This window comes from Mixta gaviniae, from assembly GCF_002953195.1.
Classification (GTDB): Bacteria; Pseudomonadota; Gammaproteobacteria; order Enterobacterales; family Enterobacteriaceae; genus Mixta; species Mixta gaviniae.
On the sequence record NZ_CP026377.1, the window covers coordinates 1,978,827 to 2,000,801 of the forward strand.

Here is a 21,975-nt window from a genome sequence, read left to right on the forward strand (position 1 = left end):
CGAAAAGCCTTTATCACCCCTTCGATGGGGCAGGGCAGGGATATTAACACTGCCCGAAAGTTGGCTGACCAGGGGCAACGTGCGATGGCTATCGTGGTGATACCATGAAAATCAGTGTCTGCGTATGGATTAGATAATGGGGCCATTTACTTATGAGGAAAGAGCAACTTACCCATAGTGAAGGATCTGACATGACTAACTGAGCGTTGTATTAATTAATGGGGCAGGTCAGTGGAGCGAACTGAAAGCCGAGATTGACGATGTGGTTTAAAAACTTGAAGTGAGTACCGCATATCCCATGTGTTTAAAGGCACTGCTGCGGCAGGAGTTGCCCCAGGTGCGGGCGTGGAGGCATTCGCCCCAACCGCTGCGCCAGCCATTGCGACAACCTTCGGTACCGCATCAACAGGGACCACCATCGCGACTTTAAGTGGCGCTGCAGCAACCAATGCTGCGCTGGCCTGACTCGGCTGAGGTAATAATAGTTCCCTCTTAGCCAGATTTACGTCGGCACATACCGGAGTGCGCTGCACACGCCCCTCAGATGCAGGAGTTGTCAGCCCGCGCAGAAAAGATAGAATTCATCATCTCGGGGGTAAATACTGTATAAATTATGCTTACTCATTCTCGCAGGCTTTTTCTTCTGAGAAGAATGTTCGGGGCCAAGTGTATATAGCAGTCAGAATTCTGAAACATATGGTGGGATCCGCTTAATGTTAGATCAAAATGAAATTGCCCATTTTAGTGAGGGGCAGGTCACGCTCCCTGAAGGCTATCTGGACCGTACGGTCAACGTCTTTTCCTCCCGGGATACTCAGGTGCCCTCCTTCAACATTGCCCGTGACACGCTCGATCTGGGCGAGAACCTGACGGCATACACCGATCGCCAGTTGGCGCTGATGGAGAAGCACCTGAAAGGCTGGAAGCAGAGTGAACGCAGTGCTGTGATGCTGGGCGATAATCTTTTACAGGGTGAAAGTGTTCACGCCACTTTTCTGCGCGAAGGTAAGCGTATCTGGCAGCAGCAGGCCGTTTTCAATACGCAGGGTGCGCATATTCTTGTTTTCACCATGTCGTCAGCAGAAAAGCTTACCGAAAGGGACAGCAGCCTGTTTGATGACCTGCTCAGAAGCTTTCGTCCCCACGCTTAACGATAAGGAATATTGTTATGTTTGAAGCCGCGCGTGCCGGTGATGATACAGGCCACTCCGGCGCGCTGGCCGGCATGATCCTTGGCACCCTTGTCGGCGGCGCGATTGCGGCGCTGGGCGGCATCGCGGCCGGTGCGCTGATGGTCGCAGGCATCGGTGCCTCCTGCCTGGGTATCGGTGTGCTGCTTATCGGGGCCAGCCTCGCAGTCGGCTTTCTCGCCGGGGAGGTGGCGACCGGCGTGCGCGATGGCATTGCCGGAGGTATGGCGGCGAACATGACGAAGAAAGGCGTCATCACCACCGGCTCTCCTGACGTCTTTATCAATGGTAAGCCTGCTGCCATTGCCACGGACAGCATGGTGGCGTGCGATGACGACGGCTCGCAGCAGATGGCGGAAGGGTCCTCCCGTGTCTATATCAATGGTCTTCCTGCCGCCCGTATCGGGGACCGCACCACCTGCGATGCGAAGGTAATGACCGGTTCCGGCAATGTTCGTATTGGCGGCGACCCGGAACAGACCCTTCCGATAACTCCGGAAGTCCCTGAATGGCTGTATAAGGTTTCGGATCTGACCCTGCTGTTTGCTGGCCTGGCTGGCGGCTGGGGCGGCGCGGCCGGAAAGGTCGGCGCGGTAGGTAAGCTGTTTTCGAAACTGCCGGGTATCAGCAAAATCGGCCGTATCGCCTGCCGCTTCGGCGCGATGCTGACCGCCATCGCGGCGGGTGGAATTATTGCCCGCCCGGTGGATATCGTCAGCGGTCAGAAGTTCCTCAGTGGTGACGACGAGCTGGACTTTGTGCTGCCGTCGCGTCTGCCGGTGCGCTGGCAGCGTTACTGGCGAAGCGGCAACCCCGGCGACAGCGTACTCGGTCGCGGCTGGAGTCTCTTCTGGGAGACCCGTCTGGAGTATTACCAGGAGGGGCTGGTGTGGCGGGCACCGACCGGGGATTATGTCTCCTTCCCGCGGGTGCCGAAGGGGTACCGGACCTACTGCGAAGCGGAAAAACGCTGGCTGGAGCACCATCAGGATGATACCTGGTCGGTGTATGACATCAGCGGCGAACGCTGGCACTACGCCCCGCTTGATAGCGATAAACCCTCCCTGCTGCAGCGCATCTCCGAACCCTGCGGCAACGATACTCTCTTCGAGTGGAACGATAACCTCACCCTGCATGCCCTGACCGACAGCGCCGGGCAGCGCGTGGTCTGCCGCTATGATGGCGACAGGCTCGCCGGCGCCTGGCTGAATGATGATATCTGCCTGGTCCGTTATGCTTATGATGAACACTGCCAGCTGATCTCAGTGACCGGCCGGGGCGGGATTGTGCGCAGGCGGTTCCGCTGGCAGGACGGCCTGATGCGCGCCCACGAGGATGCAAACGGCCTGGTGAGCGAATACCGCTGGCAGGAGATTGCCGGTCTGCCACGCGTAACGGCTTTCCGCCATAGCGGTGGTGAGCAGCTAACTTTTGAGTATGATTTTGACAACGGCACGCGTCGCGCCATCCGTGATGACGGGGCGCAGGCGCAGTGGCTGATTGATGATGATGACAACGTCGCCGCCTTCACCGACTTCGATGGCCGCAAGAGCGCTTTTATTTACCGCGACGGCGAGCTGTGTGATGTCATCCTGCCGGGCGGTGCCATGCGCCAGAGCCGGTGGGACAGGTACGGGCGAATGGTCCAGGAGACGGATCCGGCCGGGCGGCGGACGGAATATTACTGGTACCGCCTCACCGACCGCCTCACCCGCATGGTCTGGCCGGACGGCACGGCAGAGCAGAGCCTGTATGACCTGCAGGGACGGCTGCTTTCTGAAACCGACGCCGCAGGCAACCGGACCACTTATCACTACCCGGATGATGAAGAGCCTTTACCGGACAGTATCACCGATGCGACAGGCGGGGTGGTGCGGCTGGCATGGAACCGTCAGGGGCTGCTGACGGGCCGCACCGACTGCTCGGGTAACGTCTCGCGTTTCAGCTATGACAGTTTCGGGCAGCTCATCAGCAGCGAAGACGCCGAAGGGAACATTACCCGCCGCGAATGGAATAGCGCAGGACAACTTTCTGCCGTTATCCGCCCGGACGGCAGCCGCGAAACATTACAGTGGAACGCACGCGGTCAGCTTGCCGGCTGGCGCGACCCACTGGAGAGCGAGGTGCGCTGGCACTACAACTTGCTCGGCCTGCCGGTGAGTATCACCGACCGCATCGGGCGCACCCGGCGCTGGCATTACGACCCGCGCGGCAACCTGCTCAGACTCGAAAACGGCAACGGCGGAGAATACAGCTTTACCTGTGACGCTGTAGGCCGTCTGCTCAGCGAAACCCGCCCGGACAACACGTCGCGGCAGATGATGTGGGACAGCCGTGGATTCCTCAGCGAACTGCAGGAAAGCGGCAGGCCTGCCATCGATGGCGGCATCGCCCGGCGTTTACAGACATTCAGTTACGATGAAAGTGGCCTGCTGACCGCCCGCGCTACCCACCATGCGGAGTACCGCTATGACCATGACATGAACGGCCAACTTGCCCGTATCCGGCGCACCCCGACGGCTGAAGGTATGGTCCTGGGCATTGAATTCGATGAAATTGCCCTTACCCGCGATGCGGCAGGTCGCCTGGTAAATGAGTCCGGTGTTAACGACGAAATTAGCTACGAATGGGATGTGCTGGGCAATCTGGCAAATCTGACTCTCCCCGGAGGGCAGCAGCTCTCCTGGCTGCACTACGGCTCCGGTCACGTCAGCGCTATCCGCTTCGGATCGCAGCTGGTCACTGAATTTACCCGCGACCGTCTGCACCGGGAAGTGACCCGCACCCAGGGCGCGCGCGAACAGTCCCGCTCCTACGACAGCCTTGGAAGACGCACTGCGCAGCGCAGTGTACTTATCACAGAGGTGGCCCTGCCGGAGCAGACGATACTGGAGCGCCTGTACCGTTACACCGGACGAGGCGAGCTGGCGGGCGTCAGCGACACCCTGCGCGGCGAGGTGAATTACGGCTACGACGCCGAAGGCCGCCTGCTGAAGCATTATGAGTCCCGTCAGGGCAGCGGTAGCGCTTACTTCAGTTATGACGCCGCCGATAACCTCGTCGCCAGTGATGACCCGGTTATCGACAACCGTCTGCAGCACTGGCAGAACCTGTTTATGCAGTACGATGCGTGGGGCAACCTGACGCGCAGGCGCAGCGGGCTGTATGAGCAGCACTATACGTATGACGCTGAAAACCGACTTGTATTCGCGCGCGGAATGGGGCCGCAGGGGCGTTTCGAAGCGCACTATCATTATGACGCGCTTGGCAGGCGCATCCGCAAGACGGCTACCACTGGTCACGGCACCAGGGAGACGCGTTTTCTCTGGCAGGGTTACCGTCTTTTGCAGGAGCAGCATGAAGGCGGGCAGTGCAGGACGTATATTTACGATCCGAACGAGGTATGGAGCCCGCTGGCGCGAATTGATCATCTTCGTGAGGACAAAGCCGGTGAGATCTACTGGTTCAGTACCGACCTGAACGGCGCGCCGCTGGAAGTGACCGATGTGGAGGGCAGACTCCGCTGGAGCGGTCAGTATGGCAGCTTCGGCGAGGTACGGCATCAGACTGACGGCTTCACGCGCCTGGCACAAGATACAGCCATGGCACATCAACCCCTGCGCTACGCCGGGCAGTACGCCGACAGCGAAACCGGTCTGCACTACAATTTGTTCCGTTACTATGATCCGCAGACCGGGCGGTTTACCGTTCAGGATCCGATAGGATTAAAAGGGGGATGGAACCTTTATCAGTATGCCCCTAATCCGCAGGGCTGGATTGACCCACTGGGCCTTACCGGAAAACCACTTAACTCACCTAATGTAAAGAGTTGGTTCAATAAAGGTGGATCAATATGGCAGGAGATCGACGGAAGGACTTGGGTTTATCAGGACTGGGAAGGTAACATCGTTCGCTACCCCAACGGGTACCCTGATTTTGAACCTTATGCTATACAAAGCGTGGACGTTCCTGATTTAAAAGGTAATCATGATAAGAACCCCGGCGGGGATTTTGGAAAAGCGGATGCCAGAGCGAGTAAAGGCGGGGCAAATTATGATTTGAATACCTGGCACCATCATGAAAACGGCGTCACAATGATGGAAGTGCCAAAGGACATACACGAGCGGTTCAGGCACAGAGGTGGTGTGTCTGCCATTAAACGCAAACTCAATTGTAAAGCTCAGGAGTAGAAAGTGGCTATTTTTACTGGTACGGGCATCGGTGAGACGCATATTGATAATCTCGCCAAGAAATTTTCAGTTACTTTCCCCGACGATTACTCTGATTTTCTCAAAACATATAACGGGTTCAGGGTTAAGTCACCAGACTACTGCAATATTCCTTTCAATAAGGTTGACAATGGATTTATATCGTTCGATGTTCTGTTCGGTCATGGGGTGAGCAACAAGTATTTTGATATTTCCACCATGAATGACGAACTTCTTGATGAGCTATCATTCGTTGAACATGCTGTCATTATCGGTGCAGACCCTGGTGGTAATTACTATGTTTTGATAACTGAAGGCGGACAGTCAGGTGTCTATTACTGGGACAGAACCTGTTTACATCTGGAAGATGTTAAACAGGATTATTCGATTGCAGATGAAGATGAAGAAGAGACCCAGCACCTCTACTTAGTTGCCAGCACTTTCCAGCAGTTCTTTGATATGTTGGCGGCACAGACAATCCAGCAAGGAATGAGCGTTTCTCAGGGGTTATAACTACTCTGTGCCAGCATCCTTGTCCCTTTGCTATAGAGATGCTGGCAGTTACACAGATGGACTATAAGAAGAAGCGAGGCAGGAAAGGCATTAACAGGGAGTAGGTCAATTCCTTTTGCTGTGCTGGGTGGAAAATAGTGGCCTGAGTGCGCATGGGGTTCCACGGTAATTTTTACCCTACTGCTCATTTTGCTGGCTGCATGGCATCCTTAACGATGACGCGTTGAAAAGGGCATCTATCGAACTGTGTGTATCGCTTCACTCCCGCGTAACTGCACGTCACTAAAGCGCAGTTTGACGAACTGGCGGTCACTGTGACGGATTTTTGGAACGGGATCCCTGAACGTGTGACAGAAGAGGATGCTGTCGGTTCGCCCCCTTCCTGGTTTGCAAAACTTCTGCCCTGACAATCGTGGGCTTCCCCAGTTCGCCCGTTCTACCGGCGCAGGGGCGACCAACAGACATTCCTTTTCCATCTGTTGGAGGGCACAGGAGGCAGGTGTCACGACCCTCCATGAGAAAGGAACTACTGGAGAGTAAAGATGGAGTTGCTGGTCATTATCGCTGTTATAACCCTGAACTGGCACCTGATATCTTCCCATATATAGTTAGCAGCTCTGTGCCAGAACGGCAGTTTATTCTCCACTGGCAGCTCACTGAATGCCCACTTCCGGGTTCCATCTTATAGTTCTTCCTCTTGAGTAAGGTAATAGCACTTGATGTTAATTATTCCATTGATTCAAGAACCCATTCATATTCAATGTCGTTCAAGTTACCAAATAAATTTTCCTTAAACTTCAGATTGTATGATGGTAAGTTTCCTTGGAATTTAAATTTATTGGGTTCAATAGCACACCAAAGTTTTACCAGACTTTTATCATTGGTACAAAGGTAAGTTTGTGTTTTATGGTCAAGCGCTATCGCCCACATTAGGTAATCTAATGCTCTAAAGTCAGACAAAGTGTTATATGCATCTTTAATTGTGTAGTTCTCAGGAGGCTTAGGTTTGAATATTTTCTTTGCAGGATTTTGCTTTGAACTACTTAATGCTGCGCTCAATGTTGCAATGAACAATATATCATTTCTTCTAATTTCATACGTTATTGCAAGGTTCTTTATCTGGGTTATTACAGATGATCTTTTTTTCTTGGATGTCTCTTTATAAAGGATAGGTATGACTGATTTAATGAATAAGAGTTTTTTGCTATTGCTGCTGTACAATTGCGACAGCATCCCTGAAGTTGCACTTACTAATTCATCGCGAGTGAAAGGTATGGTCGCAGTTGGTAGTGCTTTATTAATTAACGAAGTTGCTTCTGTGTATTTATTGCCTAAGTCATTACTCGTTCTTTCAAGTGATTAATTATTGCCTTCAAGCATAAATAAAGATGGGTTAATGATAAGGTTATTGGATGTGATTAAATCAAAAAAATCGCTTGAGGTATTATGTTTTAATTCTCCATTAATGTATCTTGTGTTTAGTATGTTGAATATGTTTTTATCTAGAAGATAGTGTGCATTATTAGGTGTCATCCCTGCAGGAATCCATCCGCCTTCCGTTATTGCTATTATTTTTAGTGACCAGTTAGTCTCTATCTCTAACTTTGAAATTGAGCCGTGAGAGTCTAAAATATTAGGGAAGTGGTCACTTGATGCTTTGTAACTTTTAAATCTCAGAGGAATTATCTTTTCGCCGTTATCCTGTCCGTTGAATAATTCGGTTTCTTTGTATCCTGGTGGTGCAATGACTACATTTGTAAGCGTTATTTTTTCATTGCTCTCGTTTACTAGGGTAATTGTTTTATCGCCCTTATTTTTTGATATAGATAACTCACCTTCAAAATTGATGTCCATAAAATTCCTCAATAAGAGTTTTTCTATTATAACGATATCCTACATGTTTAATTTTTTACTGCCAATGTTCTAAACAGGTTGTGCACTTTTTCATTTTTTGACTAACCCTTCCACAGTGCAGAATTGTAGGTTTAAATCTTAAACCAATAAATATCTTTATTTATCAACAACTAAACACCAATGCATCAACGTTTACGAAACATCAGCACTGCTATCAGTGCTGCTTACCCATCCATCAAGCATTTCAGCCCAGTCCTGCATCATCACTTTCCGTTCATCAAGATAGGTTGCATGGTTGTATGTGCGGCGAACATTGAAGGTATTGCCCTGGGCACTGAATCCGATGACATCGCCTTTAGCCGCGATGCAGCGGGCCGCGTGGTAAGCGAGTCGGGTGTTAACGGCGAACTCAGCTATGCATGGGATGCGCTGGGCAATCTGACAAATCTGACCCTGCCCGGCGGGCAGCAGCTCTCCTGGCTGCACTATGGCTCCGGCCACGTCAGCGCCATCCGCTTCGGGTCGCAGCTGGTCACTGAATTCACCCGCGACCGTCTGCACCGGGAAGTGCGCCGTACCCAGGGCGCGCGCGAACAGTCCCGCAGTTACGACAGCCTCGGCAGGCGCACTGCGCAGCGCAGCGCACTTATCACGGAGGTGGCCCTGCCGGAGCAGGCGATACTGGAGCGCCTCTACCGTTACTCCGGACGTGGCGAGCTGGCGGGCGTCAGCGACACCCTGCGCGGCGAGGTGAATTACGGCTACGACGCCGAGGGCCGCCTGCTGAAGCATTATGAATCCCGTCAGGGCAACAGCAGTGCGCTCTTTACCTATGATGCCGCCGATAACCTGGCCGCGAACGACGACCCGGTTACCGATAACCGCCTGCAGCACTGGCAGAATCTGTTTATGCAGTACGATGCGTGGGGCAACCTGACGCGCAGGCGCAGCGGGCTGTATGAGCAGCACTATACCTATGATGCCGAAAACCGTCTTCTTTCTGCCCGCGGAACGGGGCCGCAGGGACGCTTTGAAGCGCACTACCATTATGACGCGCTCGGCAGGCGCATCCGCAAGACGGTCACTACCGGTCACGGCACCCATGAAAGCCGCTTCCTCTGGCAGGGTTACCGCCTGTTGCAGGAGCAGGATGAAGGCGGGCAGTGCAGCACGTATATTTACGACCCGAATGAGGCATGGAGCCCGCTGGCACGGATTGAGCATCTGCGGGAGGACAGGACCGGGAAGATATTCTGGTTCAGTACCGACCTGAACGGCGCGCCGCTGGAAGTGACCGATGTGGAGGGCAGACTCCGCTGGAGCGGCCAGTACGGCAGTTTCGGTGAGGTGCGCTACCAGACAGATGGCTTCACGCGGGTAGCTAAGAACATAGCCCTGGCGCACCAGCCCCTGCGTTATGCCGGGCAGTATGCAGACAGCGAAACAGGGCTGCACTACAACCTGTTCCGTTACTACGACCCACAGATCGGACGGTTCATCGTTCAGGACCCGATTGGGTTAAGTGGTGGGTGGAACCTGTACCAGTATGCGCCGAACCCACTTGGGTGGGTTGATCCATGGGGGCTGGCAGGAGTAGATCTCTCTGGGAATGATTTGAGTGGTCGTCCATTAAGCAGCCCGAATTACAGCGTCTGGTACCAAACTAATATCCCGGAAGATCTACATGATGCTTCTCGTCGTGTACATTTTCAAAATGCTAATGAACAACTTTATAATACTATTAAGGAACATCCTGAGCTGGGTAGCAAGTTGCCTCCTGAGGTAGTGTCGCATGTACAACCTGGTGCCAGGGGGGCATTTAAAGATACAAGTCCACCGAAACATACTTGGCATCATAATGCACAAGATCCAAGCAAAATTGAATTAGTTCCCAGGCCACAACATAAGGCTGGCGGGCCTGTGCAGCAGAGCCTGCACCCTAGTGGGCAAGGCGGTTTTAAAAAGCTTCAGTCTGGTACAAACTGTAGTTAAATTCAGGAGGATATATGCCGTTAATCACGATTAGAAAGTTACTCACGAATCCGCAAGCAAATCCGGAAGGCTGGCTTTTCCTGCCACCTGATAGCGAAAACTGGTCGTTAGACACTGAAGGAGTTTTTTCTACAGATGGGAGTGATAACGAACCGGGTTCTGACAATCATCTTCCAGTACAAGCGAAGCAAGATGGTTGGCTTGAAACGTTGGACAATGCCACTATTGAAGATATTGTTGATAGCGCCCAGGAACAGTTAGGTACTCCAAGCGAAGAGCAGCTTTTTCAAGCGTTCAAATATTACTTCGATAATGATGCCTTCATAGAGTTTTGAAGCTTTTCGATAATAAAGCTTAACGATACGATTGTTTTATCGGTTGCGCCTGTATGCCTGAACAAAGGTGCCACACATATCACTTCACTGTAACCACCGAAATGATCACCCAGGCGGACAGCCCTTGGTGATGAAATCTCAGCGTGTCCCTGCTGAACGCATGCTCCAGCTCTTCCCTGATGGGTTCGTGATCAGAATCCATCAGGATTTCGTCGGTCTGTTTTTCACCGTTGCTGCTGTACTCATAGGCTATTTTATATTTCGTCATTTTGCATCACATCCTGACCTTAAATGCATTTCACGCAGTTCGTACATAGCATCGCTTCCGGGCGTGTGACGCACGGGTACCGATGGTCAGCCGGCTCGACAAAGAGCAGCGGCACGTCTGCGCCCGCGCGATTTCCTGTATTTGTAACCCTGAATGATGCAGTAAGTGTTTTCCCGTCTGATGCTATCTGCAGATCCCTGTAACTGAAGGTTGTGAAACTCAGTCCGTGACTGAATGGAAACAAGGGCGGCTGCTGAGTACGGGCGTGCCAGCGGTAGCCAACGTCAAATCCTTCAACGTTGTAATACATATGAATAATGCCGCCTTTGACGGGCGTACCCGGCGGGGGAGTTGTGCTGGCCGGATCGGTTTGTTCCGGGTGCGGCAACTGTTCCTCTGAGGCTGGAAAAGTGACCAGCTGAATCACCACGGATAATCCAGACACTTCCGGGCCGTTGATAATACTGGTTTTCATATTCTGTCGGTGACATCTGATTGCTCGACCCATGCCGACGCTTACTGTTATAAAATATTTCGATATAATCAAAAATATCGCTGCGGGCTTCTTCCCGCGTTCCGTAGATCTTTTTCTTTATCTGTTCTCGTTTCAGTAACTGGAAAAAGCTTTCTGCAACCGCGTTACCGCGACGGGTCTTTCTCGCTTGCTCGCATTTCTCGCGCGCTTCGGCGAGCTTTATCGCTGGATACCCACCCAACACAAACATGCTTGATTTTATGTTGAGTTTAAATCGATAGCGCCATGCCTTTTTGCCATTGGGTTTCACTTCGAGGTAGAGACCATTAAAGTCATTGAGTCGCTAGAGTTTTTCTTTCGGCCTGGCAATGCGGCATTGCGTATCGGTGAGCATAACGAGGCTTTGTTTAATTTTTATACCGTTATTGCACTCACTTAAAATGAAGATGGAAGAATGTTGTACTCATCCATGTGCTCATTTTTGACAGCGTTGTTACGAGATGAATTGAGACATTATGAAATGAAAAATCCACGCAAGTGCGTGGATTTAATGGTTTTCTTTTATTGTTATGAGATTTAATAAAACCTCATGAGACAACAAACCTTATTTAGACGTTGAACAGGAAGTTCATCACATCGCCATCTTTAACGATGTACTCTTTCCCTTCAGAACGCATCTTGCCCGCTTCCTTCGCACCCTGTTCGCCTTTGTAAGCGATAAAGTCTTCAAATGCGATGGTCTGCGCGCGGATAAAGCCTTTCTCGAAATCGGTATGGATCTTACCGGCCGCCTGCGGCGCGGTGGCGCCTACCGGAATGGTCCAGGCGCGCACTTCTTTCACGCCCGCGGTGAAGTAGGTTTGCAGGTTCAACAGCGCATAGCCTGCGCGGATTACGCGGTTCAGGCCCGGCTCTTCCAGACCCAGTTCCGCCATAAATTCGTCGCGCTCTTCATCTTCCAGCTCGGCGATATCTGACTCAACGGCGGCGCAAACCGGTACCACAACAGAACCTTCCTGCTCGGCGATGGCGCGAACCTGATCCAGGTAAGGGTTGTTCTCAAAGCCGTCTTCGTTAACGTTGGCGATATACATCGTCGGCTTCAGCGTCAGGAAGCTCAGGTAGCGAATCGCGGCTTTCTCTTCCGCGTCCAGCGGCAGGGCGCGCAGCATACCGGCGTTTTCCAGATGCGGCAGGCACTTCTCCAGCACCGCCTGCTCCAGCCTGGCGTCTTTATCGCCGCCTTTGGCTTTTTTCTGCACGCGCTGCAGCGCGCGTTCGCAGGTGTCGAGATCGGAGAGCGCCAGCTCGGTATTGATTACGTCAATATCTTCCGCCGGGTTTACTTTTCCGGAGACGTGAATGATATTGTCATTTTCAAAGCAACGCACCACATGGCCAATCGCTTCGGTTTCACGGATATTGGTCAGGAACTGGTTGCCCAGGCCTTCGCCTTTGGAGGCGCCTTTTACCAGACCGGCAATATCGACAAACTCCATTGTGGTCGGTATGACACGCTGTGGTTTGACGATTCCCGCCAGCTGGTCGAGACGTGAATCAGGCATTGGCACCACGCCGGTATTTGGCTCAATGGTACAGAACGGGAAGTTAGCTGCTTCGATGCCCGCTTTGGTTAACGCATTGAACAGAGTGGATTTCCCCACGTTAGGCAGGCCCACGATACCGCATTTGAATCCCATGTTTGAATCACCTTAATTGCTGAGATAACCGGACAATAACCGTTGCCGGTAATGACATGAAAAATTTGCCGCTAGTATACACGTAATTATGGCCCGAATGCGGCTGATTTCATTCTCCGGGCGCGGGAAAAGGCGTTTTAAATCTGCAATTCCGCAGATTGTTGTTGATACTATGGATGAGGCGTAACGTGAGCAGAGAGGCGCAACCGGTTTTATGATGACGCTGCAACAGCCGCTGGAAATAATGTGTGACGTGCTGCATACGCCGGAAGGGCGTATCGTTGCGCTCGATCTGCATTATGATGAGCCGCGCACCGGCCTGTGCCAGCGCGTCGTGCGTCGGCTGCAGCTGGAGTCGCTGACGGCGGCGCAGCGCGAAGAACTCTTAATGCATCAGCTGTTGAGCCTGGAAAGCATGGCCGGGATGCTGCGCGAGCGGCAGTGGCTCTGCTGCATCGCCCTCGATTTTACCCTGGCGCAGAAAGTGATCGAATCTGACCTTATTCGCCACATTCTGCGTCAGCTGCCGTTTTTACGTCTCTCCCTGTCGGAAGCGTTTCCCAACCTGCATGACGGCATCGATAACCCCCTGATCCGCGCCCTGAGCGAACAGCATAACATCCTGTGGCTCAGCGATTTCGGCGCCGGCTACGCCAACCTGCATGCCGTGCAGAGCGAGCTGTTTGAGGCGGTCAGGCTCGATCGGCGCTTCTATGCCGAAAACGTGCATAAGTCGGTGTTTGTGATGCTGCTGCGGCAGATTATGCAGATGACCAACCGGCTGATTGTCGAAGGGGTAGAGGATGACGGCCAGCGGGAGATGCTGGCGCAGCAGGGGGTGTGGGCGTTGCAGAACTATCACTACGCGCCGGTGCCGCTGCGCCACATCGGCGGCCTGCCGGCTTAAGGGCAGGCCGCCGGCTTAGCTCGCCTTATAGCTGTGCAGGCGGTTCATCGCCTTCAGCAGATCCTCTTTCAGCCACACTTCGGTGCAGCGCGCGGCTTCATCCACCGCATTGTCGATCAGCGTCTGCTCCGAGACGGGCGGCTTGCCCAGCACAAAACCGACCACTTTATTGCGATCGCCGGGATGGCCGATGCCGATGCGCAGGCGGTGGAAGTTCGGGTTATTGCCCAGTTTGCTGATGATATCTTTCAGGCCGTTGTGGCCGCCGTGGCCGCCGCCCAGCTTGAATTTCGCTACGCCCGGCGGCAGATCCAGCTCGTCATGCGCCACCAGAATCTCCTCCGGCGCGATACGATAGAAAGTCGCCATCGCCGCTACCGCCTTGCCGCTGAGGTTCATAAAGGTTGTTGGCACCAGCAGGCGCACATCGTTGCCGCCGATATTCAGCCGCGCGGTATAGCCAAAAAACTTGCTCTCTTCTTTCAGGGACTGATTATGGCGCTCAGCGAGCAGATCCACATACCAGGCGCCAGCGTTATGGCGCGTTGCGGCGTATTCCGCGCCGGGGTTGGCGAGGCCAACAATCAGCTTAATCTCACTCACGGTGGTTATTTCCTGCTAAAAACCGAAGGGCGATAGTGTAGCGGCCTGCGCGCGAGAATACAAAGCGACGGAATGGTTTAATTGCGGACGGAAATAATAAGATTTCTATATAAATACAGCCGCTTAGGCGTAAAGAAATGTCAAACGGCACTCAAAATGTGTGATCGCGCGCGCAACGAACTGGCGGGTCATCTCCTAAGCTTATGGTGATTTAGCACTCTGTGCTGTGCAGCCGCTAACAAGGAGGCGAGAGATGAAACGTAAAACTGCAATGGTGGCAGGCAACATACTGATGGGACTGGGGTTACTGACGATGCTGTTGGGCATCGGCTATGCGGTGCTGAACCAGCTGCCGCAGATGCAGCTCTCCTCTTTGCTGACGCAGGCCTCTATCCTCGGCATCTTTATCGGCGCGCTGATGTGGCTGGTCGGCGCGCGCATCAGCGGACGGGAAAAAGTCGCGGACCGCTACTACTGGCTGCGCAACTGCGATGAGCGCTGCCGCCGGGCGTCTCGCCATCATCATACCCACTCATCACGCTAACCTTTCGCGTTCGGGCGCCGCAGGTAGCGGCGCCGGCGCTATCATCTCCGTACGGTTGCGCCCACCGGCTTTGGCCTGATAGAGCGCTTCGTCAGCCGCCATCATCAGCGATGAAAACGTGTGTGGGGCGTGGCCGGCGGCAATGCCGACGCTCACGGTATATTCGATATTGTCCGGCCGCGAAATCATCGCCAGCAAACGGATCTCTTCGCACATTGCCTGCGCCTCCTGCACGCTGCCGTTAAACAGCGCGGCAAACTCTTCGCCGCCAAGGCGTGAAAAGGTGCATTCCGCCGGCAGGATCTTTTTCACGATGCGGCAAAAGTCGAGCAGCACCCGGTCGCCCTGGCTGTGGCCGAAACGGTCGTTGATGCTTTTAAAATTATCCAGATCGAATACCATCGCCGTCAGCATCGCCCGCTGCTGCCGGGCATTCTTTTCCGCGATTTTCGCCTGGGCGAATAGCGCGCGCCGGTTCCAGACGCCGGTGAGCGGGTCGCGCAGCGAGGCCTGCTTATAGCGAATTTGTGTACGCTCGTTCACCATCGCCAAAATGGTCAGCGTCAGTCCGATCACAAACAGAATCGATTCCAGAATCACATAGCCGGAAAAGGCGGTACCGCCGATGGCGCCATGATTGTGGCTGGTGGTGCCGCCATCAAAGCACATGCGCGTCAGGTGAAACCCAAGGTGGATCCACAGCAGCAGCTGCGCCGGCCAGAAGGTCATTTGCAGATAGGCGCGCGATCGGGCCAGCATGATGATTAAGGCGGCGGTGTAGCTGATGCACAGCACGCAGCTCACCATAATGCGCTTCGGCATGGAATAGTAAAAAGAAGGGAAGCAGCAGAGCAGCGCCCAGATCAGCGCGCCGAATAGCCAGCTGACGCCGGGCCTTCGTCCGGCGAAAACGCGAAACGCGCACAGCAGCATGCCATACGCCAGCATCACCAGCGTATTGCCGACGGCGATAGGCAGAAACTGCTGCCCCTCGCTGCGCAGGCTGCTGAGCCAGACGGCGGCCATGGTCGCCATAATGGCAACCGCCGTATAGCCGAGAACCCGATCGTACTGCGCGCCGCTCCATGCGAAAAGCATGATGATGCTCAGGAAGCCCAGCACATAGAGTTCACAAATAAAGAGTGTGTAGACATCAAGTGCCATAACGAGCTTCTCCATAAAAAACCGCAGCAAAATAGCATGAGTCACTGAGAGTAAAAAGCGGTGGTTAACGCAGCGGTAAAAAAAAGAGAATGACGATAACATTACGCGCTTTGCTGGCGAACGATCGGGAAAATAGCCATGCCGGCAACAGGTTTATCTGCGGATGGCGCAGCGAAAAGGGCAAAAAAAAACCGGGCCTGAGCCCGGTTTGCGTCATATCAGCGATTAATGTTCAAACATCGCAGAGATGGATTCTTCGTTGCTGATGCGGCGAATCGCTTCAGCCAGCATGCCGGAGAGCGTCAGCGTGCGCACGTTAGGCAGCGCTTTGATCTCGTCGGCCAGCGGGATGGTATCGCAGACCACCACTTCATCGATTACCGAGTGACGCAGGTTTTCCGCCGCGTTACCGGAGAAGATCGGGTGGGTGGCGTAGGCGAACACGCGTTTAGCGCCGCGCTCTTTCAGCGCTTCGGCCGCTTTGCAGAGCGTGCCGCCGGTATCGATCATATCGTCGACCAGCACGCAGTCGCGGCCGGCGACGTCACCGATAATGTGCATCACCTGAGAAACGTTGGCGCGCGGACGACGTTTATCGATGATGGCCATATCGGTGTCGTTCAGCAGCTTGGCGATGGCGCGGGCGCGCACGACGCCGCCGATATCCGGAGAAACCACAATCGGATTCTCAAGACCAATCTGCAGCATATCTTCCAGCAGGATAGGGCTGCCGAATACGTTATCAACCGGGACGTCAAAGAAGCCCTGGATCTGTTCTGCGTGCAGGTCCACTGTCAGCACGCGGTCAACGCCGACGCTGGAAAGGAAATCCGCTACGACTTTTGCGGTAATCGGCACGCGCGCGGAACGCACGCGGCGGTCCTGACGGGCATAGCCAAAGTAGGGGATCACAGCGGTAATACGACCGGCGGAAGCGCGACGCAGCGCGTCTACCATAACAACCAGCTCCATCAGGTTATCGTTGGTAGGGGCACAGGTGGACTGGATGATGAAAATATCACCACCGCGTACATTTTCATTGATTTGTACGCTCACTTCACCATCGCTGAAACGACCGACGGCGGCGTCGCCCAGGCTGGTGTAAAGGCGGTTGGCAATACGTTGTGCTAGTTCCGGGGTGGCGTTACCAGCAAAAAGCTTCATATCAGGCACGAGAAGAACCTCAGGCTTTGCGTCCAGAGAATGCACACAGGCGAGCGGCAACGGGCGCGCTCTGTCCGTCGCGTGCGTGCATACGGGTGTATTAAAGCGCAATGTGCAGCGTCAGGAACGGGGTGACGCTGTCACATTGACGCCAGGTGCCCTGAAAGGCTGCGGTGAAGTGGCGAAAGGTTTACGCCTTGCGCGACGAATCCCTGCATCCAGTTCGGGGCCAGCTCAAGCACCTGACGGGCAGCGGACTCGGTGTCGAATTCTGCAAACACACAAGCGCCGGTTCCTGTCAGGCGCGACGGCGCGTATTCTAGCAGCCAGGAAACAAGCGCATCAACCTCACGAAAACGTTTTCTTACGACTGACTCACAATCATTGCTGAAAGGGGCCTGTAACAGCGCATCAAATGAGCGTACCGGCGAATTTCGCGTCAGCTCCGCATCGCCGAACACCTGCGGTGTGGAAACCGCGACGCCCGGATGCGCCACCAGATACCATTTTTCCGGCGGCGAGGCGGGCTGCAACGCCTCGCCGACCCCTTCGGCAAAGGCTGCGTGGCCGCGCACGAACACCGGCACATCAGCACCCAGCGTCAGGCCGAGCGCGCAAAGCGTGTCCGTCTCCAGCCCGGTGCCCCACAGATGATTCAGCGCCACCAGCACCGTCGCGGCGTTCGACGAGCCGCCACCGAGACCGCCGCCCATCGGCAGACGTTTGTCGACGGCGATATCCGCCCCGGCCTGCGGCGGCAGCACGCCGCGTTCGTCCGCCGCCCGCATCAGCAGCCGCGCGGCGCGCACGATCAGGTTATTTTCGTCGGCTACGCCGGGCACCGGCGTGAGCAGCCGTATCTCACCGTGCGAACGCGGCGTGATATGCAGGCTGTCGCCATAATCCAGGAACTGAAACAGCGTTTGCAGATTGTGATAGCCGTCGGGACGACGGCCGGTAATGTATAAAAACAGGTTCAGCTTCGCCGGAGCGGGCCAGGTGGTCATCATTGTACGGTCCAGCTATCCATGCGCAGTTTGATGCGTTTGTCGCCCTGTTTCAGCTCAATGCTGGCGGGCAGCGCCGGTTTGACCTTGCTGTCATAGCCCTGAATGGTGACGTCCCACTGCTGACCGTTGCGGCTGTAACGCAAAGTGCGCAGCTGATACTGGTCGTCGAGGGTGAAATCAGTGGCGTCGCCCGGCAGGCCAAGCATCCACTGGCGCAGGTTGGCCAGCGGGATATCCATGCCGGTCAGCTGCGAAATCATCTTTTCGGCGTCGTTGCTGACGTAGCGTTTGCCTTTGTTGTCCACCAGCTGCACCACAGAGCCTTGCGCGTCAAGCTGCAGTTCGGTGCTACCGAGCGGGTTGGTCAGCAACAGACGATAGCGGTCAGAGGCGGTTTGCTGCCAGTTAAAGCGCGCGTAAACCTTCTGCTGATCGGAAAGCCAGGCGAACGCGCCGCGCGTTTGATAGCGGGTGATCTGTTGTACGGCCTGCTGATGCTGCTGCCACTGCGGAGAGGTGGGGCTCTGGCCGGGACCCTGCGGTTTGGTGATGGTACAGGCCGCCAGCAGTACGCTGGCCAGGGGGATCAGCCGCAAAGAACGGCGGGTTAGCGAATCAAACACCAGATCATCTCCTCAGACACTTTTTTATATCCAAACGGTTAACGCTAATCATTCGCCTTTTAACCGTCAACGTTGAATTGCCGAATTTCAGTCTTATCAGCTATATCTTATTACAGTCATAGTCTTTGTATGGCTTTTCTTGATCTCCCGCATCTTGTAGAATGCGCACCATAAAACCCCAACAACATTGGGATAACCCGATCTGATTCACCATGACGCTGCTGGCCCTCGGAATAAATCATAAAACGGCACCTGTTGCCCTACGCGAACGAGTTACCTTCTCGCCGGATACGCTGGACGAGGCTCTGAACAGCCTGCTGGCGCAACCTATGGTGCAGGGGGGCGTGGTGCTGTCTACCTGCAACCGCACGGAACTCTATCTTAGCGTAGAAGAGCAGGAAAACCTGCAGGAGCGTCTGGTGCAGTGGCTGTGCGAATACCACAACCTGCGCGAAGACGAAGTGCGTAAAAGCCTCTACTGGCACCACGACAACGCCGCGGTGAGCCACCTGATGCGCGTCGCCAGCGGGCTTGATTCGCTGGTGCTGGGCGAACCGCAGATCCTCGGACAGGTGAAAAAGGCGTTCGCGGATTCCCAGCGCGGCCACTCGCTCTCCAGCGAACTGGAGCGCATGTTCCAGAAAACCTTCTCTGTCGCCAAACGGGTGCGCACGGAAACGGAGATCGGCGCCAGCGCCGTCTCGGTCGCCTTCGCCGCCTGTACCCTGGCGCGCCAGATCTTCGAATCACTCTCGACGGTGAACGTGCTGCTGGTCGGCGCGGGTGAAACCATCGAGCTGGCCGCGCGCCATCTGCGCGAGCATAACGTCAAGAAACTGATTATTGCTAACCGCACCCGTGAACGCGCGCAGCTGCTGGCTGACGAAGTCGGGGCGGAAGTGATCGGCCTGGCGGAGATCGACAGTCGCCTGGCGGAGGCGGACATTATTATCAGCTCTACCGCCAGCCCGCTGCCGATCATCGGCCGCGGTATGGTCGAGCGGGCGCTGAAGGCGCGCCGCAATCAGCCGATGCTGCTGGTGGATATCGCCGTGCCGCGCGACGTGGAGCCGGAAGTCGGCAAGCTCGCCAACGCCTATCTCTACAGCGTGGACGATCTGCAGGCGATCATCGAAAACAATATGGCGCAGCGTAAAGCGGCGGCGGTGCAGGCGGAAACCATCGTGGCTCAGGAGAGCAGCGAGTTTATGGCCTGGTTGCGCGCGCAGAGCGCCGTCGAGACCATTCGCGACTACCGCGACCAGGCCAGCCAGATACGCGCTGAGCTGGAGGCCAAAGCGTTGGCCGCGTTGCAGCAGGGCGCGAGTGCCGAGGCGGTGCTGCACGATCTGGCGCATAAGCTGACCAACCGGCTGATTCACGCCCCTACCAAATCCCTGCAGCAGGCTGCACGCGACGGCGACGCCGAGCGTCTGCAGATCCTGCGTGACAGCCTCGGGCTGGACTAGATAATTCCTATACCAATACAGGGTAAACCATACCAGATGAAGACTTCTATTGTTGCCAAACTGGAAGCCTTGCAGGAGCGCCACGAAGAAGTGGAAGCGATGCTCGGCGACGCCAGCGTCATCGCTGAACAGGAGCGTTTTCGCGCGCTGTCGCGTGAATATGCCCAGCTGACCGACGTCAGTCAGTGTTTCCGTCAGTGGCAGCAGGTGCAGGAAGATATCGCCACCGCCGAGCAGATGCTCAGCGACGCAGAAATGCGCGATATGGCGATGGACGAACTGAAAACGGCGCGCGCGCAGAGCGAGGCGCTGGAGCAACAGCTGCAGGTGCTGCTGCTGCCGAAAGATCCCGACGATATCCGCGACTGCTTTGTAGAAGTGCGCGCGGGGGCCGGCGGCGATGAAGCGGCGATTTTCGCCGGCGACCTGTTCCGCATGTACAGCCGCTACGCGGAAGCCCGCCGCTGGCGCGTTGAGATGATCAGCGCCAGCGACGGCGAGCATGGCGGCTACAAAGAGGTGATCGCGCGCGTCAGCGGCGAGGGCGCCTATGGCCGGCTGAAGTTCGAGTCGGGCGGCCACCGCGTGCAACGCGTGCCGGAAACCGAATCGCAGGGGCGCATCCACACTTCCGCCTGCACCATCGCGGTGATGCCGGAGCTGCCGGAAGCGGAGCTGCCGGAGATCAACCCCGGCGATCTGAAAATCGATACCTTCCGCTCCTCCGGCGCGGGTGGCCAGCATGTTAACACCACCGATTCTGCCATCCGCATTACCCACTTGCCGACCGGTATTGTGGTGGAGTGCCAGGATGAGCGCTCGCAGCATAAAAACAAAGCCAAGGCGTTATCGGTGCTGGGCGCGCGCATTCACGCCGCCGAAATGGCGAAGCGCCACGCGGAAGAGGCCTCCACGCGCCGCAACCTGCTGGGCAGCGGCGATCGCTCCGACCGCATCCGCACCTATAACTTCCCGCAGGGCCGCGTAACCGACCACCGCATCAACCTGACGCTCTACCGTCTGGACGAAGTGATGGAAGGGAAGCTGGATATGCTGATTGAACCTATCGTGCAGGAGCATCAGGCCGATCAGCTGGCTGCGCTTGCCGGGCAGGATTAATGGATATTCGCAGCTGGTTAAAAGCCGCCTGCGCCACGCTGTGCGGCGGCGAAAGCCCGAAGCGCGATGCCGAAGTGCTGTTGTCGTTTGTTACCGGCAAATCGCGCAGCTGGCTGATCGCGTTTGATGACGCGCCGCTCAGCGCAGCGCAGCTGGCGCAGCTCAATGCCTTACTGGCCCGCCGCGCCCGCGGCGAGCCGGTGGCGCACCTCACCGGCGAACGCGAATTCTGGTCGCTGCCGCTGACCGTTTCGCCGGTCACGCTGATCCCCCGTCCCGATACTGAAATCCTCGTTGAACAGGCGCTGGCGCGTCTGCCCGATCACGCGGTCGATATTCTTGATCTCGGCACCGGTACCGGCGCCGTGGCGCTGGCGCTGGCCAGTGAACGCCCCGACTGTCGACTGGTGGGCGTCGATCGGATCGGGGAAGCGGTGACGCTGGCGCAGCACAATGCGCGCAAGCTCGGCATCGCCAACGCGTCCTTTCTGGTCAGCGACTGGTTCAGCGCGCTGGAAGGACGCCGCTTTGCGATGATCGTCAGTAATCCGCCCTATATCGATGCCGCCGACGCGCATCTGCAGCAGGGCGATGTGCGCTTTGAGCCGCTCAGCGCGCTGGTGGCGCCGGAAGCGGGGCTGGCCGATATCCGTCATATCGCCGCGGCCGCGCACCGCTATTTACTGCCGGGCGGTGGGTTAATGCTGGAGCATGGCTGGCAACAGGGCGAAGCAGTGCGTACTATTCTCGCTGCCCATGATTATCAGGCAGTGATAACCTGCCAGGACTATGCGGGTCACGATCGCGTGACCCTCGGCACATACTAACAGGGAGAGC

The 21,975-nt window shown here is 55.5% G+C and carries 20 protein-coding genes and 3 pseudogenes; 12 read left to right on the plus strand and 11 right to left on the minus strand.

Annotation, left to right across the window (positions count from 1 at the left end; all coding sequences use genetic code 11):
* The first annotated feature begins 713 nt into the window (after positions 1-713).
* The 3 genes from C2E15_RS09270 to C2E15_RS09280 are packed head-to-tail and all read left to right on the plus strand — an operon-like array spanning position 714 to position 5,911.
* Positions 714-1,151 (plus strand): DcrB-related protein, encoded by a 438-nt coding sequence (locus C2E15_RS09270; RefSeq protein WP_104957111.1) that lies wholly within the window; start codon positions 714-716, stop codon positions 1,149-1,151.
* Between the two features lie 17 nt (positions 1,152-1,168).
* Positions 1,169-5,380, plus strand: a complete 4,212-nt coding sequence (locus tag C2E15_RS09275; protein WP_167391853.1) for an RHS repeat-associated core domain-containing protein — start codon at positions 1,169-1,171, stop codon at positions 5,378-5,380.
* Between the two features lie 3 nt (positions 5,381-5,383).
* Positions 5,384-5,911, plus strand: a complete 528-nt coding sequence (locus tag C2E15_RS09280; protein WP_104957112.1) for an SMI1/KNR4 family protein — start codon at positions 5,384-5,386, stop codon at positions 5,909-5,911.
* 726 nt (positions 5,912-6,637) lie between these two features.
* Here C2E15_RS09280 and C2E15_RS09285 read toward each other — a convergent pair.
* On the minus strand, positions 6,638-6,985 hold the full coding sequence (locus C2E15_RS09285; protein ID WP_128861322.1) for a hypothetical protein: 348 nt from the start codon (positions 6,983-6,985) through the stop codon (positions 6,638-6,640).
* Between the two features lie 100 nt (positions 6,986-7,085).
* Between C2E15_RS09285 and C2E15_RS21340 the strand changes: the two genes are divergently transcribed.
* Positions 7,086-7,274 carry a hypothetical protein gene (locus tag C2E15_RS21340; RefSeq protein WP_128861323.1) on the plus strand — a complete coding sequence of 63 codons (189 nt, stop codon included), beginning with the start codon at positions 7,086-7,088 and terminating at the stop codon, positions 7,272-7,274.
* Here C2E15_RS21340 and C2E15_RS09290 read toward each other — a convergent pair.
* A complete protein-coding gene (locus tag C2E15_RS09290) occupies positions 7,271-7,765 on the minus strand; it encodes a hypothetical protein (protein ID WP_104957114.1) in 495 nt (164 codons plus the stop codon). The two genes, C2E15_RS21340 and C2E15_RS09290, sit on opposite strands and share 4 nt — an antisense overlap.
* Positions 7,766-7,957: 192 nt before the next feature.
* Positions 7,958-8,098 (minus strand): annotated as a pseudogene (locus C2E15_RS21995) (tyrosine-type recombinase/integrase); the annotation flags it as partial.
* On the opposite strand from C2E15_RS21995, the pseudogene C2E15_RS09295 reads away from it, so the two are divergent.
* The 3 genes and pseudogenes from C2E15_RS09295 to C2E15_RS09300 form a co-directional block, all read left to right on the plus strand.
* Positions 8,081-9,355 (plus strand): annotated as a pseudogene (locus C2E15_RS09295) (RHS repeat-associated core domain-containing protein); the annotation flags it as partial. The pseudogenes C2E15_RS21995 and C2E15_RS09295 sit on opposite strands and share 18 nt — an antisense overlap.
* Before the next feature lie 24 nt (positions 9,356-9,379).
* Positions 9,380-9,757 (plus strand): HNH endonuclease, encoded by a 378-nt coding sequence (locus C2E15_RS22000; RefSeq protein ID WP_243879655.1) that lies wholly within the window; start codon positions 9,380-9,382, stop codon positions 9,755-9,757.
* 14 nt (positions 9,758-9,771) lie between these two features.
* The gene (locus C2E15_RS09300) at positions 9,772-10,092 is read left to right on the plus strand and encodes a DUF7716 domain-containing protein (RefSeq protein ID WP_104957116.1); all 321 of its coding nucleotides are present in this window, start codon (positions 9,772-9,774) and stop codon (positions 10,090-10,092) included.
* 79 nt (positions 10,093-10,171) lie between these two features.
* On the opposite strand, the gene C2E15_RS09305 is transcribed toward C2E15_RS09300, so the two are convergent.
* From C2E15_RS09305 to ychF, 3 genes and pseudogenes are all read right to left on the minus strand, one after another.
* Complete coding sequence (locus C2E15_RS09305; RefSeq protein ID WP_104957117.1) at positions 10,172-10,360, minus strand: hypothetical protein; 189 nt, start codon at positions 10,358-10,360, stop codon at positions 10,172-10,174.
* A 440-nt stretch (positions 10,361-10,800) separates the two neighbouring features.
* Positions 10,801-11,163 (minus strand): annotated as a pseudogene (locus C2E15_RS22205) (Arm DNA-binding domain-containing protein); the annotation flags it as partial.
* 280 nt (positions 11,164-11,443) lie between these two features.
* The gene (ychF, locus tag C2E15_RS09320; protein WP_104957118.1) at positions 11,444-12,535 is read right to left on the minus strand and encodes a redox-regulated ATPase YchF; all 1,092 of its coding nucleotides are present in this window, start codon (positions 12,533-12,535) and stop codon (positions 11,444-11,446) included.
* 214 nt (positions 12,536-12,749) lie between these two features.
* On the opposite strand from ychF, the gene C2E15_RS09325 reads away from it, so the two are divergent.
* Positions 12,750-13,442 carry an EAL domain-containing protein gene (locus tag C2E15_RS09325; RefSeq protein ID WP_104957119.1) on the plus strand — a complete coding sequence of 231 codons (693 nt, stop codon included), beginning with the start codon at positions 12,750-12,752 and terminating at the stop codon, positions 13,440-13,442.
* 15 nt (positions 13,443-13,457) lie between these two features.
* On the opposite strand, the gene pth is transcribed toward C2E15_RS09325, so the two are convergent.
* Positions 13,458-14,045 carry an aminoacyl-tRNA hydrolase gene (gene pth / locus C2E15_RS09330; protein WP_104957120.1) on the minus strand — a complete coding sequence of 196 codons (588 nt, stop codon included), beginning with the start codon at positions 14,043-14,045 and terminating at the stop codon, positions 13,458-13,460.
* Between the two features lie 253 nt (positions 14,046-14,298).
* Here pth and ychH point away from each other — a divergent pair, with 253 nt between their 5' ends.
* Positions 14,299-14,589 (plus strand): stress-induced protein YchH, encoded by a 291-nt coding sequence (ychH, locus tag C2E15_RS09335; RefSeq protein WP_104957121.1) that lies wholly within the window; start codon positions 14,299-14,301, stop codon positions 14,587-14,589.
* Here the strand turns inward: ychH and C2E15_RS09340 are convergent.
* The 4 genes from C2E15_RS09340 to lolB all read right to left on the minus strand — a co-directional run bounded on the left by C2E15_RS09340 (position 14,581) and on the right by lolB (position 18,550).
* Positions 14,581-15,753, minus strand: a complete 1,173-nt coding sequence (locus C2E15_RS09340) for a GGDEF domain-containing protein (RefSeq protein ID WP_104957122.1) — start codon at positions 15,751-15,753, stop codon at positions 14,581-14,583. The genes ychH and C2E15_RS09340 overlap by 9 nt on opposite strands.
* A gap of 225 nt (positions 15,754-15,978) precedes the next feature.
* Positions 15,979-16,926: a ribose-phosphate diphosphokinase gene (prs, locus tag C2E15_RS09345; protein WP_038626473.1), complete on the minus strand. Its 948-nt coding sequence runs from the start codon at positions 16,924-16,926 to the stop codon at positions 15,979-15,981.
* A gap of 131 nt (positions 16,927-17,057) precedes the next feature.
* Positions 17,058-17,927: a 4-(cytidine 5'-diphospho)-2-C-methyl-D-erythritol kinase gene (ispE, locus tag C2E15_RS09350; protein WP_104957123.1), complete on the minus strand. Its 870-nt coding sequence runs from the start codon at positions 17,925-17,927 to the stop codon at positions 17,058-17,060.
* On the minus strand, positions 17,924-18,550 hold the full coding sequence (gene lolB / locus C2E15_RS09355; RefSeq protein ID WP_104957124.1) for a lipoprotein insertase outer membrane protein LolB: 627 nt from the start codon (positions 18,548-18,550) through the stop codon (positions 17,924-17,926). Before lolB ends, ispE begins: the two co-directional genes overlap by 4 nt.
* A 212-nt stretch (positions 18,551-18,762) precedes the next feature.
* Between lolB and hemA the strand changes: the two genes are divergently transcribed.
* From hemA to prmC, 3 genes are read left to right on the plus strand one after another with little or no spacing between them, the layout of a single operon-like run.
* Positions 18,763-20,019 carry a glutamyl-tRNA reductase gene (gene hemA / locus C2E15_RS09360; protein WP_104957125.1) on the plus strand — a complete coding sequence of 419 codons (1,257 nt, stop codon included), beginning with the start codon at positions 18,763-18,765 and terminating at the stop codon, positions 20,017-20,019.
* A gap of 36 nt (positions 20,020-20,055) precedes the next feature.
* On the plus strand, positions 20,056-21,138 hold the full coding sequence (gene prfA / locus C2E15_RS09365; RefSeq protein ID WP_104957126.1) for a peptide chain release factor 1: 1,083 nt from the start codon (positions 20,056-20,058) through the stop codon (positions 21,136-21,138).
* Positions 21,138-21,965: a peptide chain release factor N(5)-glutamine methyltransferase gene (prmC, locus tag C2E15_RS09370; RefSeq protein WP_104957127.1), complete on the plus strand. Its 828-nt coding sequence runs from the start codon at positions 21,138-21,140 to the stop codon at positions 21,963-21,965. The genes prfA and prmC overlap by 1 nt, the downstream gene beginning before the upstream one ends.
* Positions 21,966-21,975: the final 10 nt, after the last annotated feature.